This is a genomic window from Aquimarina acroporae (assembly GCF_023195925.1).
Lineage (GTDB): Bacteria > Bacteroidota > Bacteroidia > Flavobacteriales > Flavobacteriaceae > Aquimarina > Aquimarina acroporae.
On record NZ_JALPRE010000001.1, the window covers coordinates 104,060 to 123,015 of the forward strand.

14 protein-coding genes are annotated in these 18,956 nt (G+C 33.6%); 11 read left to right on the forward strand and 3 right to left on the reverse strand.

The features are described 5' to 3' along the window. Window positions 1-314: 314 nt before the first annotated feature. The 3 genes from M0D21_RS00515 to M0D21_RS00525 all read left to right on the forward strand — a co-directional run bounded on the left by M0D21_RS00515 (window position 315) and on the right by M0D21_RS00525 (window position 2,025). Window positions 315-626 carry a hypothetical protein gene (locus M0D21_RS00515; protein WP_248325488.1) on the forward strand — a complete coding sequence of 104 codons (312 nt, stop codon included), beginning with the start codon at window positions 315-317 and terminating at the stop codon, window positions 624-626. 72 nt (window positions 627-698) lie between these two features. Continuing rightward, a complete protein-coding gene (locus tag M0D21_RS00520) occupies window positions 699-1,175 on the forward strand; it encodes a hypothetical protein (RefSeq protein WP_248325490.1) in 477 nt (158 codons plus the stop codon). A gap of 274 nt (window positions 1,176-1,449) precedes the next feature. Next, the gene (locus M0D21_RS00525; RefSeq protein ID WP_248325491.1) at window positions 1,450-2,025 is read left to right on the forward strand and encodes a hypothetical protein; all 576 of its coding nucleotides are present in this window, start codon (window positions 1,450-1,452) and stop codon (window positions 2,023-2,025) included. On the opposite strand, the gene M0D21_RS00530 is transcribed toward M0D21_RS00525, so the two are convergent. Continuing rightward, entirely contained in the window at window positions 2,022-2,903 is an 882-nt protein-coding gene (locus M0D21_RS00530; RefSeq protein ID WP_248325492.1) for a pirin family protein, read from the reverse strand. The two genes, M0D21_RS00525 and M0D21_RS00530, sit on opposite strands and share 4 nt — an antisense overlap. 264 nt (window positions 2,904-3,167) lie before the next feature. On the opposite strand from M0D21_RS00530, the gene M0D21_RS00535 reads away from it, so the two are divergent. From M0D21_RS00535 to M0D21_RS00570, 8 genes are all read left to right on the forward strand, one after another. Then, window positions 3,168-4,493, forward strand: coding sequence for a cation:proton antiporter domain-containing protein (locus M0D21_RS00535; protein ID WP_248325494.1), 1,326 nt, complete (start codon window positions 3,168-3,170; stop codon window positions 4,491-4,493). Then, window positions 4,493-5,197: a helix-turn-helix transcriptional regulator gene (locus M0D21_RS00540; RefSeq protein ID WP_248325496.1), complete on the forward strand. Its 705-nt coding sequence runs from the start codon at window positions 4,493-4,495 to the stop codon at window positions 5,195-5,197. Before M0D21_RS00535 ends, M0D21_RS00540 begins: the two co-directional genes overlap by 1 nt. A 137-nt stretch (window positions 5,198-5,334) precedes the next feature. Then, entirely contained in the window at window positions 5,335-5,649 is a 315-nt protein-coding gene (locus tag M0D21_RS00545; protein WP_248325498.1) for a TroA family protein, read from the forward strand. Between the two features lie 74 nt (window positions 5,650-5,723). Then, a complete protein-coding gene (locus M0D21_RS00550; protein WP_248325500.1) occupies window positions 5,724-6,524 on the forward strand; it encodes a DNA alkylation repair protein in 801 nt (266 codons plus the stop codon). A gap of 203 nt (window positions 6,525-6,727) precedes the next feature. Next, a complete protein-coding gene (locus M0D21_RS00555; protein WP_248325502.1) occupies window positions 6,728-8,143 on the forward strand; it encodes a glycogen synthase in 1,416 nt (471 codons plus the stop codon). Next, window positions 8,140-9,414: a glucose-1-phosphate adenylyltransferase gene (locus tag M0D21_RS00560; RefSeq protein ID WP_248325504.1), complete on the forward strand. Its 1,275-nt coding sequence runs from the start codon at window positions 8,140-8,142 to the stop codon at window positions 9,412-9,414. Before M0D21_RS00555 ends, M0D21_RS00560 begins: the two co-directional genes overlap by 4 nt. A gap of 46 nt (window positions 9,415-9,460) precedes the next feature. After that, window positions 9,461-11,371, forward strand: a complete 1,911-nt coding sequence (gene glgB / locus M0D21_RS00565) for a 1,4-alpha-glucan branching protein GlgB (RefSeq protein WP_248325506.1) — start codon at window positions 9,461-9,463, stop codon at window positions 11,369-11,371. 160 nt (window positions 11,372-11,531) lie between these two features. Next, window positions 11,532-13,934 (forward strand): glycoside hydrolase family 31 protein, encoded by a 2,403-nt coding sequence (locus M0D21_RS00570; RefSeq protein WP_248325508.1) that lies wholly within the window; start codon window positions 11,532-11,534, stop codon window positions 13,932-13,934. Here the strand turns inward: M0D21_RS00570 and M0D21_RS00575 are convergent. Then, the gene (locus M0D21_RS00575; RefSeq protein ID WP_248325510.1) at window positions 13,924-17,154 is read right to left on the reverse strand and encodes an AAA family ATPase; all 3,231 of its coding nucleotides are present in this window, start codon (window positions 17,152-17,154) and stop codon (window positions 13,924-13,926) included. The genes M0D21_RS00570 and M0D21_RS00575 overlap by 11 nt on opposite strands. Window position 17,155: 1 nt before the next feature. Further along, window positions 17,156-18,943: a hypothetical protein gene (locus tag M0D21_RS00580; RefSeq protein ID WP_248325512.1), complete on the reverse strand. Its 1,788-nt coding sequence runs from the start codon at window positions 18,941-18,943 to the stop codon at window positions 17,156-17,158. Between the last annotated feature and the right edge of the window lie 13 nt (window positions 18,944-18,956).

Below are 18,956 nucleotides of genomic sequence, written 5' to 3' on the forward strand. Positions count from 1 at the left end.
GAAATATTTTAAACTTTGATCACCACCGCATTTACTACTACGGTGTAATGGACAATTAATTAGATTGGGAAATACAAAATGATAAAAGAAAACGTCTTAAAAGGGGTATAATGATAGCTAAAGATAAAACTATTACCATTGCAAACAAATAGGTTTTTACCCTTTTTTAAGTTTTGTATGAAACAAAAGTCATTGCTCTAATTTGAAAGTATTATTCGAAAAGAATATTGTATACTTGTTTGCTCATTGAAATCCCATTTACCTGTATGAAATTTAGAAATTTAATCTTTATCTGTATCGTTACTTTTTTTACGATGACTACAAACGCTCAAGATTATATCGACATATTTAAAGTCAATTATGCCTCTATTCTTAACGCAGGATATGAAAATTCTGATGCAACCACCAATATTAATATTCTGGATGCAAGTCTTACCTATCCCCTAAAAGTGAATGAGCGCTTTGCCATTATCAGTGGTATTGATTATGTGCAACACGGAGTAGAAGTGGTGCCCAACGGAGATAATATTAACCTAAATACCATTACACTCAAAGCTGGAGTGAATATAAAACACAATGAGAAATGGTCTGGGACATATGTCTTTTTGCCCAAAATAGCTAGTTAAGACTTACATACCGATGGAGATCATCTTTTTTTAGGTGGATTGGCCTTATTAAAATATCAAAAAAGTGAGCTTATGCAATATCGTTTTGGTACATATGCAAGTAGCGAAGGATTTGGTACGTTTTTAACCCCAATTTTAGGAATGTATTATCAAAGTGAGGATAAACGTTGGGAGATTTCGGCAAGTTTACCTATTAATGCAGATATTAATTATCATGTGTCTGATGATTGGGTCACAGGAGTGGCTTTTCAAGCCTTTGTTCGAACTTTTAGTTTAGATCGAGAAGCAACTCAACCAGAACTATATATCCAAATGTCTAACATCGAAATTGGTCCATATATTCAATATGGTCTAGCAAACGAAAGTATTTTGTTACGATTGCAAGCGGGTTATTCTACTGCTTCTTATGAGGTATTTGAGGAAGGAGATACACTACCTATACGAGTTTCTGCATTTGAATTTGGAGATGATCGTAATCTACTGAATCCTGAAATGACCGGGAATTTGTTTTTACGCTTTGGAGCCGTATATCGTTTTAGTTTGAAATAAAGCGCGTTAAAAAAACACCTCCAACAATGTTGAAAGTGTTTTTTTAACTAACTAATTAACTAATTCAAATACTAAATTAAACTAAGAATATATTTTCAAATATACAGTAGTATTTAATTGTTTGCATTGGGTAAAGCACTGAAATTAAACAGGTAAACACCTGTTTTTTGAATAGGTGTTTTAAGTACTTTGCATGGTTACTAATACTTTGTTAAAAACTTACTTTTCAATATTGATAAAAATATAATTTCTTTGCGCCGGGAAAATTATAGCATTGGAAACAAAAGAAAAAGAACAAAAAAAGACCTACACCAGGCACAATTTTTTTAATAAGACTTATTGTGTTTTTAAAGGTGTACCTCTTCGAGAAATTACTAGAAGAAAACCTAATTACCGCAGTGAATCGGGAAGTACGTATTATTATACCAAGCATGGTGTATATCGACTATCGAATCACTGGGGGAGAATTGCGAAGTGCCAATGGCGCTTAGTGTCAGATATTGCGACAGATATAGATGATTTACGTTTAGGATTTGCTGAGTGGGAAGATTTTAGGGAAAATCTTGATCCAGAAGTAGATGCATACTATATTGCTGTTGATTTTGAGCTCAAAAAGGTAAGTTATATGCATAAGGATAATCCCAATTATGATCAGGTGGCAGTATTGCGATCTGCAGATGCTACCAGAAAACTTATCAAACAAATCAAAAACTTGTTAGATGATCATAAGTGGGCCAAATACTACGATTATGATGATCTAGATGAATTTAGGGAAGAAGTGGTAACTCGTTTAATAAACAGCACGATTTCGTTAAATGAACTTCGAAAAGAACTAGCTGAAACCTATTAGAATCGGGGCACAGGTAGTGGGACATAAGTGTTGTCTCCAGGAACTTTGGGAAACTCTTTGTTGTTCCACTTAGTTTTTGCTATTTCAAGTTTCTCTTTACTTGAAGAAACAAAATTCCAATGAATATAACGTTCTTCAGGAAAGGGTTTACCTCCAAACAATAGCACATGGGTGTTGGGTTGTAAAGTAATTTTACAAGCATCTTCAGTTTTTGATATTAACATATTTCCTTGCTCAATACTATCATCACATGCTGTGATACTACCTTTTACAATACAAATCCCGATTTCTCCTTCCAGCTCGCCAGAGATATGTAATTCATATTGTTCTTGGCTGGTAATATCTATCATAAACAAATCAGAATGTACAGGTACCGGAGATACTCTTCCATAACCTTTACCAGCTATAAGTTTAAATGTAGCATTCCTATCTGTCCATTGCGGTATTTGTTCGAAATCAATATGATGAAACTCCGGTTCTATATCTTCTAAATGTTTTGGTAATGCCACCCAAATTTGATAACCATGTGCAGTGAACTCAACATCATCTCTAAGATCGTTGGGTGTTCTCTCGGTATGAGTCACACCACTACCCGCAACCATCCAGTTTACAGATCCTGGCGATATACGTTGCTCGGTTCCTATACTATCTCTATGCATTAACTCTCCTTCTAGCATGTAGGTGAGGGTAGAGAGTCCAATATGAGGATGCTGGTCTACATCCATATAATGACCCTTTTTGATTGTAGTTGGCCCCATATGATCTATAAAAATAAAAGGACCAACCATTCTCTTTTTTCTAAACGGAATGAGACGACCAACTAAAAAATCTCCTATATCTCTGCTTCTTTCAGGAATAATTAACCCTTCGTTAGACATGCAAATGTTTTTTAAATGCTAATAAGATTAAAAGTAAAGTTTTTTAAAAACAATTACGTTAAATAAAGATTAATGTAATAGCAATGGTCTTAGTTCATTTATGGTGTAAAATATTGTATTTGAAACAATAAAATTACGTAGCTAACAAATACAATTTTTCTTGTGGTTCTTATCGGTAAAAACAACCGATGATAACTACAAAATAATTTACTATCTTTTCGATCGTTAATTGAACAACTAACATTAGCAACCTAAAACCTACTCATGGAAATTTTTTCATCATACAATGTAATCATTGGAATATCCCTTACTATAATTTTGTCTTTTATTTTTAATGGTATTGCCAAAAGAACAAATGTTCCTGCAGTATTAATGCTTATTATACTCGGAATTATTTTGCAGTATATTCTAAAGGCTTTTGGTGGAGATTCTATAGATTTCTTCCCTATGTTAGAAGTTTTGGGGATCGTAGGTTTAATTATGATTGTTTTAGAAGCGGCTCTTGAACTTGAACTCAAACGAGATAAGTTAATGCCAATACTCAAATCTTTGGCTATAGCATTAATAGGTTTAGTTGCCTCTACATTTATTGCGGCGGTAATTCTAAAAGCATTGGTAAAAGACATGAGTATGCAGTCTGCATGGTTGTATGCTACACCTTTATCCATATTATCTAGTGCTATTATCATTCCTAGTGTTTCAGGGCTATCTGAAGCTAAGAAGGAATTTCATATTTACGAAAGTACATTTTCAGATATATTGGGTATTATGCTCTTTTATTTTCTTACAGGAAGACTAAACCCAGCCGAGGATTCTGGAGTAGGAGGCTTTTTTTTAAATCTTATACTTACCATTGTAATTTCTTTGATCGCCAGTTATGCGATTATTCTTATTTTTCAAAAGATTAAAAGTCAAGTCAAATTATTCCTTCTTATTGCTGTTCTACTCTTGCTATATGCATTAGGTAAAAAGATGCATTTATCATCACTAATTATTATTTTAATTTTTGGTTTGGTGATCGCCAATATGAAATTGTTTTTTCAAGGACAATTACGACAGTATCTCGATGTAGAAAAAGCGAAACATATCTACCATGAATTGCATGTAATAACTGCTGAAACTGCTTTTGTAGTAAGAACATTATTCTTTGTGATTTTTGGTATTACCATCGTGTTATCCTCACTTCTAAGTTTGAAGGTGACGTTAATTAGTTTGTTGATTTTGGTTTCTATATATGCTATTAGATTTGGGTTATTGCGTCTGTTTTTAGGAAAAGATATTTTCCCTCAATTATTTATTGCACCACGTGGTTTAATAACAGTGCTTCTGTTTTATGCTATCCCTGCAGAAGCCATGGTAGAAGGTTTTGAGCCGGGTGTGTTATTATTTGTAATTATAGGTACGAGTTTAATTATGACATGGGGTATGATTCGAGATAAAAAGATGAATCCTAAGCCTATAGAAACTGTTAATGAAAATGAATTAGAAGAAGTAGAAGAAACAGAGTATTTTATTAATAACACAACTGATTTGAGTGATATAAATCCTCAAGATTCTGATACTGCTTCAGATCAAAATATGAATGAGTAATGAAAAGGTTACATCGACTTACCGCGATACTTGTAAAACTCCAGTCTAAAAAAATAGTTTTAGCTTCAGAATTGTCTGATAAATTCGAAGTGAGTTTGCGTACAATATATAGGGATATGCAGGCGCTTATGGATGCTGGCGTACCTATCGGTGCAGAGGCAGGGACAGGTTACTTTTTGGTAGACGGATATTCGTTACCACCAGTAACATTTACCGAAAAAGAAGCTAATGCTTTACTTACAGCTTTTAAAATTGTACAAACAAACAATGATCAATCATTAATTGATGAATATCAAGAAGCTATTGATAAAGTTATAGCCGTATTAAAAACCACTCAAAAAAAGAAACTGGAAATATTAGATCAACGAGTATTTACCTATAACAGAAAAGCGGTTCACCCCAGTAATTCATTATCAGTTATTCAACAGGCTATTACAGATCTAAGAGTGCTAGAAATACAATATACTAATGTAAACAACGAACCTAGTAAACGCTTGGTAGAGCCTTTGGGTGTATATTTTACAAATAATACATGGATTATGATCGCCTATTGCCAACTGCGAAAAGATTATCGTGAATTTAGAACCGATCGTATCGTAAATCTTATAGAAACACAACATTCTTTTCCTTCTCAACGCTTTACTTTAGAGGACTATTATAATCGCCGATTAGCTTCTTACAGATCAAATATTACATCTTCATAAAATACTACTGACATAGGGTTGTCATTCACTCAATTTACCTTTGATTATTATTAATTTTCATGAACAAGTTAATTCTCATCATCATGGTAAATCTATTGTTTAATTCTAATACAAAAGCTGAACAAAATTTTATGTCAATGAAAAGCGAACCAAAAGTAATCGAAGTTGTAATGTTTGAAGCTAATCCGGGATATTCTATTAGTGATATCGAGCAGGCTCTTACCTCTTTAAATGACGTAGTAAAACTTTATTATGGTTTTATTGAAAGAACTACTGCTAGTAATGGAGAAGGGAAGTACATTGATATCGTGTATTGGACGGACATGGACTCTGCAAAAAGTGCGGCAGAAGACGTTATGAAAAACGATAAAGCTGCCAAAGCTTTTGAAGTTGTTAAACCTTCATCTGTACAAATGTATCACTTCGATACTTTTAACCGATTTGAAGAATAAATTTTAGTTTTCACATGTGTATTGATGCTATCATTTTTAGTAGATTTGATAGCATCACACCATTATTATTTTTTATGATACCAGAACATATTCTTAATCGAAAGGGGCCAAGAAGTTTAAAAGACTTAGATCAGGAAGTATTAAATTACTTAAATAAAGGACAAATTGAAACTGCTAATTTAATGGAGTGGTTAGCGGTTGATCAGCTACTCCTTTTAAAAGAAATATTGAAGCATTTAGGAAAAACAGATTGGTATGATAGTTTTTATGAAGCAGTTTCTTCTCAAAAAAAACCTTCTGCAAATTCTAATACAAAGGTTATTGGCACTACTTTTTTAGAACTTACCAATGATCAGGGGATCTTGGACTATCTAGCCACACATACTTCAGATGTTCCAAGATGTTGGGCCACCTATTGGGCAGGGATACGTGAAACAGACATTCATAAACGTTTGGAGGTTATCAAACCATTCGCAGCAGATTCTCATTTCGGAGTTCGGGAAGTCGCTATTTTCGCTTCTAAAGAGGGAATTATTGATAATCTGGATGAAGCTATCGCTATACTCTCAGGTTGGACAATGGATCCAGATGAAAATGTAAGAAGATATGCTGCAGAAGCGACAAGACCTATTGGTGTTTGGACTAAGAAAATAGATACCCTAAAAGAACAACCAGAACTGGGAATTCCAATCCTGGAACCTCTAAAAGCAGATCCATCTAAATATTTAAGGGATTCTGTTGGAAATTGGTTAAATGACGCTAGCAAAAGTCAACCCAAATGGGTAGAGCAAATATGCACATCATGGGAGGCAAAATCACAGACCAAAGAAACCAAATATGTTCTAAAAAAGGCACTTAGATCCATAAACAAGTAAATTTATGTACTTGTACATTATTACTTAAACAGAAGATTTTACATCCTTAATATGAAAAGTATAATTTTCTTGTTATTTTTTTATTAATTAATCATTAATACCCTTTCTTTTTATGAGAATAGCATCATGTTTCTGTTAGGTTTTTCATAGCTTTAATCGATATATCGTAAAAGTTAATAAGTGTAAAAAACATAACGATCTTAATGCATATTCTTCACATAAGTTTTGAGTGTTATCCCATTGCCAAAGTTGGTGGATTGGCAGATGTAGTTGGTGCTTTGCCAAAATATCAACAGAAACTAGATCATAAGTCTAGTGTGATATTACCTTACTATGAAAACAAATTTCGCCAGAGTGCTGAATTTAAGGAAATAGGAAATGGTAATGTTCAAATAGGAGATACCACTTATCAATTTTCTATTTTACAATTAGACAAACCAGATGTAGGCTTTGATATCTATACGGTTTATATTGAGGGATTATTGGATAGAGAAGAGGTATACAACCATTTTGATGATACAGAGCGCTTTTTGGCTTTTCAACTTTCGGTACTTAATTGGTTGAATGTACAAGAAGAAGTGCCAGATATTATTCATTGCCATGATCACCATACAGGTTTAATCCCCTTTTTGATATCGCATGCATCTCCATATACCAGGTTAAAAGATATTGTTACAATTTTCACCATTCATAATGCGCAATATCAAGGTCATATTTCTTATGACAAACTACATTATTTACCAGATTTCGATAAAAGCAAAATAGGTCTAATCGATTGGGATAATCAGATCAATCCACTTGCAACAGGAATAAAATGTGCGTGGCAAGTGACAACTGTATCACCAAACTATATGCAAGAGCTTCAAAAAAATGCAAATGGCTTAGAAAGCCTTCTGTCTCATGAACAAAAGAAATGTATTGGAGTTCTAAATGGTATCGATGTAGAAACTTGGGATCCAGATTCAGATAGTATGCTGATCAAAAATTATACGGAAACAAGTTATATATCAGGCAAAAAGGAGAACAAAAAGTGGTTATGCGAAGAATTTGATCTTAACCCAGATTTACCATTATTTAGTTTTATAGGTAGATTGGTTGGAGAAAAAGGAGCAGATCTGCTACCAGAAATTATAGGTGAGACTTTAGATAGATATGAGGTGAATATACTCATTTTGGGATCTGGTGATCCTAGAGTAGAACATGAACTGGAAATACTTAAGGAAAAATATAAAGGAAAATACAATACATATATAGGTTATAACGAAGAGCTATCGCATAAGATATATGCAGGTTCAGACTTTCTTTTGATGCCTTCACGAGTAGAGCCATGTGGTCTTAACCAAATGTATGCCCTACGATATGGAACTATTCCTATCGTAAGACGAACAGGAGGATTAAAAGATACCGTGATCGATATTGGAGATAATGGTTTTGGTTTTTGTCATGATAACGCCATGGTTTGGGACGTGTGTTATTCTATAAAAAGAGCAACAGACCTATATGATGATCAAAAAAGGTTTAAGGGAATACAAAAACAAATTATGAAGATCGATCATTCATGGGCATCTTCGGCTAAACAATACATTAATATTTATTCAACCCTAATTACACAAAAATGATCAACAAAAAAGTACTCGCTATTATCCTTGGAGGAGGCCAAGGAACCCGATTATTTCCGCTTACAGAAAAACGTTCAAAACCCGCAGTATCTATTGCAGGAAAATATAGGTTAGTAGATATTCCTATATCAAACTGTATTCACTGTGATATTAAAAGAATGTTTGTACTTACTCAGTTCAACTCAGCCTCCTTGAATAGACATATTAAAAACACTTATGTCTTTAGTTCTTTTAGCAATGCTTTTGTTGATATTTTGGCTGCAGAGCAAACTCCAGATAATAAAACTTGGTATCAAGGTACCGCAGATGCGGTAAGACAATCTATGCATCATTTACTTAATCATGAATTTGAATACGCCTTGATCTTATCGGGAGATCAGCTGTATAAAATGGATTTTAATGCAATGCTTAAGGAACACATCGATAAAGGAGCAGAAATATCTATAGCTACACTTCCTGTAAAGGCTAAGGAAGCTACAGAATTTGGAATATTAAAGACAGATGATGAAAGTTTTATCTCGTCATTTACAGAAAAACCAAGTCTCGAAAAATTAAAGGGTTGGGAGTCAGAAGTAAGTGAAGAGATGAAACAAGAAGATCGACATTATCTTGCTTCAATGGGAATCTATATTTTTAATAAAGATTTATTAATTGATATACTTTCAAACCCCGATACCGTAGATTTTGGTAAAGAAATTATTCCAAAATCGATTACAGAAAATAAAGTCCTTGCTTATCAGTATGAAGGATATTGGACCGATATAGGAAATGTAGGCGCTTTCTTTGAAGCCAACATCAATTTAACCAATGATGTTCCTGAGTTTGATTTATTCGATAGCGCCAATGTTGTGTTAACCAGACCAAGAATATTGCCTCCATCCAAAATTTCGGGAACACTATTAAAGAAATCGATGATAGCAGAAGGTTGTATTATTAATGCTAAGGAGATTGAAAGATCGGTTATAGGAATACGATCAAGAATAGGCAAAGAAACGGTTATAAAAAACACCTATATGATTGGTAGTAACTCATATCAGGATATCGACACGCTCAATCATAATCATGAAAACAATATTCCATCTATTGGAGTCGGAGACGAATGTTACATATCAAATACGATAATCGACAAAGATGTTGCTATTGGTAATAATGTACATATTGAAGGAGGATCTCATCTAGAAGATACCGAAGAAGAGAATTATGTTATTAAAGACGGAGTAGTAGTGATCAAAAGCAGATCTGTAATTCCTAACGGATTTGTGCTCAAATAACAACATAACTACTCTTTAAAATAACTACTCTCTTAATTAAGTATTCGTGAATAACGTAATTGTACATAGCCTATTTTCAGATTTTGACATTAATCTATTTAAAGCCGGAAAGCATTATCGATTGTATGATAAATTTGGCTCTCATATAACAACGGTTAATGGGGTAGAAGGCACCTATTTTGCCGTATGGGCGCCTTCTGCAAAGTCAGTTTCTGTAATAGGAGATTTTAATTTTTGGGTAGATGGAAAACATCAACTCAATGTGCGCTGGGATGAATCTGGAATATGGGAAGGGTTTATTCCCGGTGTAGGTAAAGGAAATCTATATAAATATAAAATCCATTCTCATCATAATGGTATTCAGACCGAAAAAGCTGATCCATATGCACGTCGTTGTGAGCATCCTCCCAAAACGGCATCAGTAGTCTGGGATTCTGTGTATGAATGGAAGGATTCAGATTGGATGCAAAACAGGAAAAAATACAACGCCATAGATGCACCATTTTCCGTTTATGAAGTACATTTAGGTTCCTGGAAGAAAAGAATAGAAGAAAATCGATCGTTATCCTATACCGAACTGGCCGATGAACTGGTTGCGTATGTAAAAAAAATGCAATTTACGCATGTAGAGCTTATGCCTATAATGGAATACCCGTATGATCCTTCTTGGGGATATCAACTCACAGGATATTTCGCGCCCACGGCACGTTTTGGGTATCCAGAGGAATTTAAGTTATTGGTAGATAAATTGCATCAAAACGATATTGGAATCATTCTCGATTGGGTACCTTCTCACTTTCCCGAAGATGCCCATGGCCTAGGTTTTTTTGATGGTACATGTTTATATGAGCATCCCGATAGAAGAAAGGGATATCATCCAGATTGGAAAAGCCTAATCTTTAACTATGGAAGAAATGAAGTAAAAAGTTTTCTCATTAGTAATGCGATTTTTTGGCTGGATCAGTTTCATGCAGATGGGCTTCGGGTAGACGCAGTGGCATCAATGTTATTTCTTGATTACTCTCGTAATGATGGTGAATGGGAACCCAATATTTATGGCGGAAGAGAAAACCTGGAAGCGATAACCTTTATGAAAGACTTGAATACAGAAGTTTATGCAAGTTTTCCTGATGTGCAAACGATCGCCGAAGAATCTACCTCTTTTCCGATGGTATCTAAACCAACCTTTGTTGGAGGATTAGGTTTTGGAATGAAATGGATGATGGGTTGGATGCATGATACATTGCAATATATCGCCAAAGAGCCTGTGTACAGGAAACATCATCAAAATGATTTAACCTTTAGCATGACTTATGCATTTACCGAGAATTTCTTGCTACCACTATCGCATGATGAAGTGGTTTATGGTAAAAATAGCATCATAGGTAGAATGCCTGGAGATGAATGGCAACAATTTGCAAACTTAAGGTTACTGTATAGTTATATGTTCACTCATCCTGGAACAAATCTGCTTTTTATGGGAGCAGAATTTGGACAGAGAGCAGAATGGAATTTTCAAGAAAGCTTGGATTGGCATTTGTTACAATATGACTACCACAAGGGTGTTCAACAATTGATTATTGATCTTAATAGTTTATATAAAACCTCTCCGGCTTTGTATGAACAACAGTTTACGCATGAAGGTTTTGAATGGATTAGCTATGATGATCATGAAAACTCCATCATCGCTTACATCAGAAAAGGATATCATGAGGATGCTATATTAATTGCAGTATGTAATTTCACCCCAGTTCCTCGTACCGATTATCGTATAGGTTTACCAAAGAAAGGAAAATTGAAAGAAGTGCTTAATAGTGATTCAAAAAAGTATGGCGGGAGTGGATTTTCTAATGAAACTGATATAAAAATAGAACAAAAAGAGTGGCATAACAAACCTTATTCAGCAGCAATTAGTATTCCACCGTTAAGTACTGTAGTTTTCAAAATAGACGCTTAATTTATATGACTAAAACAGCTTAAAATTAAACGATTGTTAATTCTTATGTTTTTCAAACGTTTTCGTAAATTTTTCTTAATAAATAGTCATAGAAATGATTTTTAAATTGAATTAGATATCGTTCTTTTATAATCCCAAGTCCAACGAAAAAGAATATTTTATGATTGTAAATACTGAATTAGAGCATAAAGGAAATTTATTTCCAGGTAAAATAGCTTCCTTTTCTCAAGATGTAGATAAAATAAACTTCACCACCGAAAATGGAGTCATTCTTCAGGTTACTATTTTAAGGGGTAGTGTTATTCGTTTTAGGTATGCTACCGACAACAATTTTGAAAATGATTTTTCTTATGCTATAAGTGAAGATGGGGCAAGGGGGTATAGCAAACTAGATGTAGAAGAACATGATGATCATTATGCTATTATTACCTCAAGAATAAAATTAACTATACATAAAGCAGATCTTAAAACGGCTATTTATGACCTGGAGGGAAATGTAATTTGTAAAGATGATTGGGGATTTCATTGGGAGCAGAGCTATGAATATGGAGGAAATATTGTAAAAATGAGTAAATCTGCGCCTCAAGGTGAATGTTATTATGGTTTGGGTGACAAGCCAATGCATCTTAATCTTAAGGGAAAACGAATAGAAAACTGGGCAACAGACCAATATGCTTTTGGGAAAGATCAGGATCCATTGTATAAAAGTGTACCTTTTTATACAGGATTGTATGAGGAAAGAGCTTATGGTATATTCTTCGATAATACATTTAGGACGTTTTTCGATTTTTGTCAAGAACGACGTAACGTGACTAGTTTTTGGGCACAAGGAGGAGAAATGAATTACTATTTCTTCTATGGTCCTAATATGCAAGATGTAATTACACGTTATACAGATCTTACAGGTAAACCAGAACTACCTCCATTATGGTCTTTGGGATATCACCAATGTAAATGGAGTTATTATCCTGAAAGTAAAGTAAAAGAAATCACCAATAAATTTAGAGAGCTAAAAATCCCATGTGATGCTATTTATCTAGATATAGATTATATGGAAGGTTTTAGATGTTTTACCTGGAGTAAAGAGTATTTTCCTGATCCGAAACGAATGGTAGCAGAACTTGCCGAAGACGGATATAAAACAGTAGTAATTATAGACCCAGGAATTAAGATTGATGATGACTATTGGGTGTATAAGGAGGCTATGGATAATGATTATTTCTGTAAACGAGCAGATGGTCCTTATATGAGAGGCAAAGTATGGCCAGGAGAATGTTATTTTCCAGATTTTACAAATCCAAAGGTAAGAGAATGGTGGTCTGGATTGTTTAAGGAGATTATTGATGAAATTGGAGTAAAAGGGGTGTGGAATGATATGAATGAGCCAGCAGTTATGGAGGTTCCAGGAAAAACATTCCCTAATGATGTACGTCATAACTATGATGGTAACCCCTGTAGTCATAGAAAAGCACATAATATCTATGGTACCCAAATGGCCAGGGCTACCTATGAAGGTGTGAAGAAGTTTGCCTATCCTAAACGACCTTTTATTATTACAAGATCAGCGTACTCTGGAGCACAACGATATACATCATCATGGACCGGAGATAATGTTGCCACTTGGGAACATTTATGGATTGCCAATATCCAGGCTCAACGAATGAGTATGAGTGGTATGTCATTCACTGGTAGTGATATTGGTGGGTTCGCCGAGCATCCAACAGGTGAACTCTATGCAAGATGGATTCAATTGGGCGTATTTCACCCGTTTTGTCGTACGCACTCTTCTGGTGATCATGGTAACCAAGAACCATGGACATTTGGTGAAGAAGTAGTAGATGTCACTCGTAAATTTGTAGAATTACGTTATCAACTACTGCCATACCTGTATACTATGTTCTGGGAGTATGCAGAGCAAGGTATTCCTATGCTAAAACCTTTGGTGTTGTTTGATCAGCTTGATCCTCAAACACATTATAGGACTGATGAGTTTATTTTCGGAAACCAGATTTTAGTGTGCCCGGTACAAGAACCAAATTCCAAAGGTAGACGTATGTATATTCCAAGAGGTAACTGGTACAATTACTGGACAAGAGAATATGTAAAAGGAGGTATGGAACAATGGGTAGATGCAGATCTTGATATTATTCCTCTATTTGTAAAGGAAGGAGCCATAATCCCTAAATATCCTGTACAACAATATGTTGGAGAAAAAACAATAGATCAACTTTGTTTAGAGGTATACTACAAATTAGGAAACAAAGAAGTTTCTAAGGTGTATGAAGATGCTCAGGATGGTTATGATTATATGAAAGGAAGATTCAGTTTACGAAGTTTTTCATTTACTGGTAAAGAGAATGAAGTTATCATACAACAACATAAAGATGGTACGTTTGTAACTGAATATGAAACTATCAAAATTGATTTTATAGGCCTTCCTTTTACCATAAAAGAAGTAGAAATAGACAATGTTGTGGTATCTCTAGATAGTATTAACTATGATAAAGAAAACGGAAGTATGGTAATCCCGAAAGGATTTACCGAGCTTCATGTCACTGCTTAAAGAGTCTTGCAAACCATGTTACCACTTTGGTTAAATCACCTTTGTTGATTTGTTCAAGTTTGGTATTTAGGTTCATCGCTCTTTTTTCTAATTGATCTTCTATATATCCATAATCTTTCGTTTTTTCCATAGGGTTTATAGCTTCTATGTCTTTTTGTAATCTAGTATCTGTGGTAATATTCCATAATTTTATGGTGTTATCTTCGCTACTGGTTATAATGAAATTCTCATCGCTATCTACAAAAGATACATTTATGAGTGGCTTTTCATGTGCAATAAATTGCTTGATAAGTACATTACTTTCGTTAAATAAATTAGCTCCATTATCTCGGCTTCCTATGAGCATATTTCCTTTTGGATCCAGAGCAATGGTTTTTAATTCTTTGTCGTGTACCCAATGTTCATGAATATTTTCATTGTCGTACAAATCGAATACCATAATTTTCCCTTGTAAGCCAACAAACAATCTGTCGGTATTTTCATCAATACTAAATGTACTTACCTTGAAATGCTCTATTTGTCGACGTCTTTTCTTTGAAGGTTGATGTGTTTTTTGTAAATAATGATTAAACACGTTGGTCTTTATATTAGTGCTATCATTTGTATAAAAGTGATTGTTTTTATCCAAAACAAGGTAGTCTTTGTGAGCAACTGTTTTTATCTTTTCAATAACCCCTGGTAATGAAGTTTCCAATTGTAATTCATATTGTCCAGACCAAATATCAATGATAACCTTATATAGTTTTTTGTCAATACTGAAAAGAAAAGAAGCTCCACTAAGGTGCTCAATTTGTATTATTTCTCCTTTGCTAATAGATTCACCTTTTAAAACAAAAACTTCATTCGCAAGATGATCCATCAGCTGAAGTTTTATTTCTCCGGTATCAGAATGTTTACTTAATACAAGAGTTCTTAAATAGGTGTCGTTTGGGGTAAGAGTAAAAGGTTCAAAAGCCAATATGTTGTCTTCTTTGTAGCGATTGATAATAGCACCATTCTTTTCTCTATAAGACAAAGTAAATACACTAAAACTATTATTTTTACTTAAAGTGAAAATGTATAGAGAATCGTCTACTCTTCGAGTTTTGGTAGTTTTAAGTTCGAATCCTTCTTCTAGAGCAATGCTGTTATGATAAAAAGGAGTGCTAAGGAATTCTTTGTAAAGGTTATTTTTGAAATTATTGACTAGGGTGTTTTCCTGATCTTGAATAATTTTTGTCTTAAGAGTAGAATCTGCAAGTAATACATAGTTAAACGATTTGGTCTTGTCGTATCGATTTATTTCTATAGCATGTCCGAGCAACTCAGCAGTTTCATTTTCTTTCTCAGAATCCCATAATAATATAGATAAGATTCCTGAAGTGAGAGCAAGACAAGTAATGGCCAAAGAATAGAAAATTATCTTTTTTCTTCTTCTTTTAAAGCGCAGACGTTCTCTTTCTTCCTTTAAACTTTCCTTTTTACTCTCTTCAAAAAAAAGTTTTTTTCGTTGCAACCGTTCTTTGTCTTCATCTATCATGATAAAATCCATATACGGTTTCATACGTTCTATTTGTTGCGTAGAGAGTAACGTGGTTTTATCCTGTCCGCCTTCATCAAATAAGCTAAAGGAAGATACAAAATCATCTTTGATGAGCTGCTTATAATCATCTTCAGTAGAGTGGAAGTTACTTATTACTTTTGCAATAATATCATGACTCAGTTCAGCATATTCTTTTTCGGTATTCTGATCGGTATTGAGTTTTAAGATACCTTTGTCGCTTAGTTCTTCAATAATTTCTGAAAGGGTGTCGTTATAAGCTTCTTCATTTACCTCACCCCAGATATGATTTTGAATTTTATGTGCAACGGTGGTATCGCTTATGATGTAGTAGTTATCGTTTTGAATGGTTAAAGGAATTCTCTTTTTAAGATCATCCTTGGTTTTGAAGTGTTTTAAAAACTTTATAACACAATCTTTATGCTCGCTATAATTATTAAGTTTGTTATTAGGGTTTTGTATTATGGTGTTGTTGATTTCCTTAATATATTCTTGCAATACTTTTTCAATAGTTCCAAAATCTTTGATTTCATTCTCTTCGAGTTCTAAGGGTAAATATTCTCTTGTTGAAGATTTTTCTTGTCTCCCATAGGTGTTATAATAATCGATCTTGTATAACCGATCTAAGTACACTTGAAGGAAAGGAAAATGATATGATTCGGTTTCATTTTCCTGAATTTTAACCTTATCTAGGATATATTCTATGCGCTTGTCTTGAACTTCGCTAGGTATTACATCTTTAGTTTTATCGGCGACCTGGTTTATGTTAAATTCTACAAATGATTTTTTTATGATCTGTTTTACGGTAGATCTATCAGGATGAGTAAGTCTTAGTTTTTTATAGAATATCTGTGGCACATAGGATTGTAGTTGGTCTAAATACCCAAAATACTCTTCACGCAATGATATAATGATATTGAAAGGTACTTTATGATCAAAAACGAGTTTTAAAAATAACCCCAGACGATCAATTTCTTGAGGGCTCCCATACACGAACAGTTCTTCAAACTGATCAAAAATAACAAGAGGAGCACTATTGTTAGCTCCTTTTTGGATGCAAGTGTTTATTAAATGGGTGTATAAGCTTTTAGAAGTTTTATCAATTTTTAAATGAATCTCCTTTAATTCAAAAAGTTGATTTTTTCTTTGATCGGCATAATGACCTAAGCGTTCCTTTAATTTTGAAATTAGTGTCGAGGTATCTAGGGTTTCTGTTTGTTGGTATGTAGTGGTATCTTGTGCTATGAAGGAAGTTTTTCTTTTTTTCTGTTTAATACCTATAATATCATCTTCAATTTCCAGAATTAGTCTTTCTGTTTCTGAGATATCGATTAAAATTTTATTTAGCTCTGAATGAAACGAAAAGAAATTATCTAACAATTGTGCTCCGATGTTTTCTTCATTACGTCCAAAAATCTTATGTTTTATCGATGTAATCAGATTTTGATTACGTCGAATGCTAATGACTCTTTTTTCTTTTTTAATTCTGTTTAGTAATCCACAATAAATCAGACTGGTTTTTCCAGATCCCGAAGGACCATGTAAAATCATGATTGTGGAGTCTTTATAGAGCTCATAAAGACTTGAAGTCTCTTTGTCTCTTCCAAAATAGGTGTTTACATCATCTTTTTTGTAAGAATCCAGAAACTTGAAGGGAGATGTTATTGTTCTATGTGGCATACTATGAGCTGGCGATTAAGTTTTTGATATACCCAAAATGATCTCGTATTTTCTTTTTTTCCTCAATCTGAATGATATTCTCTTTACCATCTTTGTAAAGTGCCCAAATCATAGATTCCTCTAAAGGAACTTCTATTTCTTCACCAAGGTCTTTTTGAACACCGTTGTTTTGTCTGTACACTTTGGCATTTACGACTTCTTTGTAGATAAGTTTTTCTGTAGCTTCAGAGTATCGATCTAAATAATATAGTTTGATTTTATCTTTTGCCACAGAGGTAGAGTTTACATCGAGATAAAAAGGGGATAGGTTCAATTCTCTTTTTAAAGCGCCATTGTCGTTGGCTACAGTACATAGATATACCGAGTGAATATCAATGTCAAAACCTGGCTCATTGTCATTAATATTATAAACAACACTCTTTTGTTCGTCTAAAGCTATGGGTCTGTTTGAAACAGGATAATATGATCTATTAATCACATAAGATCGCTGCTCGTTATATCGAAATTGATTATAAAAAACATCATATATAGATTCTATACCAAGCGATCTTAAAAATTTGAATTTTCGTATAAATTCATGAAGATAAAGTTCAGTTCGCATATAGTCATGCACATCGATATCGTTATTTTCATGAGCAGAGAAAAAATCTGATATTTCTTTAAAGATATTTCGATGTTCCAAAACACAATGCTTTAAATCAATCCATAGTTCGTTTTTTGTTATATAATCATCTGGTATATTGGAGTAGATAAATGCAAGATCTTCAGAAATTTTATCTTGTACATGCGATTCCCATGCGATCTCAAGGTTTTCTCTTAATATTTCCTTGAGTTGGTTACTTAATTTAATGGTGAATTCATTACCGTGCTCTTTAGATATGGACCAGATGATAGAGTACGCCGAAAATTTCAAAAAATTTAAAAACTCTTTAAACAAACTCCTGATTACCCAATATCGTTCTTTACTAAGTTCTTGATAAACACTGTTATTGATATCGTTGAATTCAGATAAAATTTCTAAATGAATACATAAGAAATAAGGGTAGTATTTATATAAATCTTCGGTTAACTTTTCATTTTCTTTAATTTCATTGACCAATTCCTTGAATTTACTTTTCAAAGGATAATTACCAGGATTAGAATTATAGGTTACTCTTTGATCAAAATTAGCCGCTGTATCCTTATTGATTTTAATAATATAGTTGTTCGTTTTTTTAGTAAGTTCTTCCAAAGACATAACACCTCGTTCTGTATCATCTGGGTCCTCAAAATATCCTTCAAAAAACCCTATGGTTTGATGATATATGCTTTTAATGAAATCACTATTGGTTAAGTTTTCTTTATTGGCTAATAATAAATTGTATAGTCTAACAGAAAATTGCTGTGCAAATGAATCGTACACGGGTGTTTTGGTACCAATTACAATGGGTACGTTATGTAGGGCATCGACTATTTCACCAGTAGAACACCCATTAATAAAAACCATTTTTAATTTGGGAGAAGCGTTTAAGATCTTTATAAGTCCTTGGTTGCGAAATATATCATCACTCAGTTTTAGCGTCTGCGCTTTGTCATTATGGTGTCCACTAAAATGAAATATGGTCATTTCATTGGTGAGTTTTTCTAAGTTACCCATAAACCCCTTGATTCCAGCATCTTTAAGTAAAGGAGCATTAAAAGTATCGATATGGTTCAGGAAAAGATCGTTGATTTTATCACGTTCCTGATCCAAATAGTTTAGTGGATTATCTTGGTCATTTTCAAATATTCCTACAAATATCTCCTTCATTGGTTTATGTTTA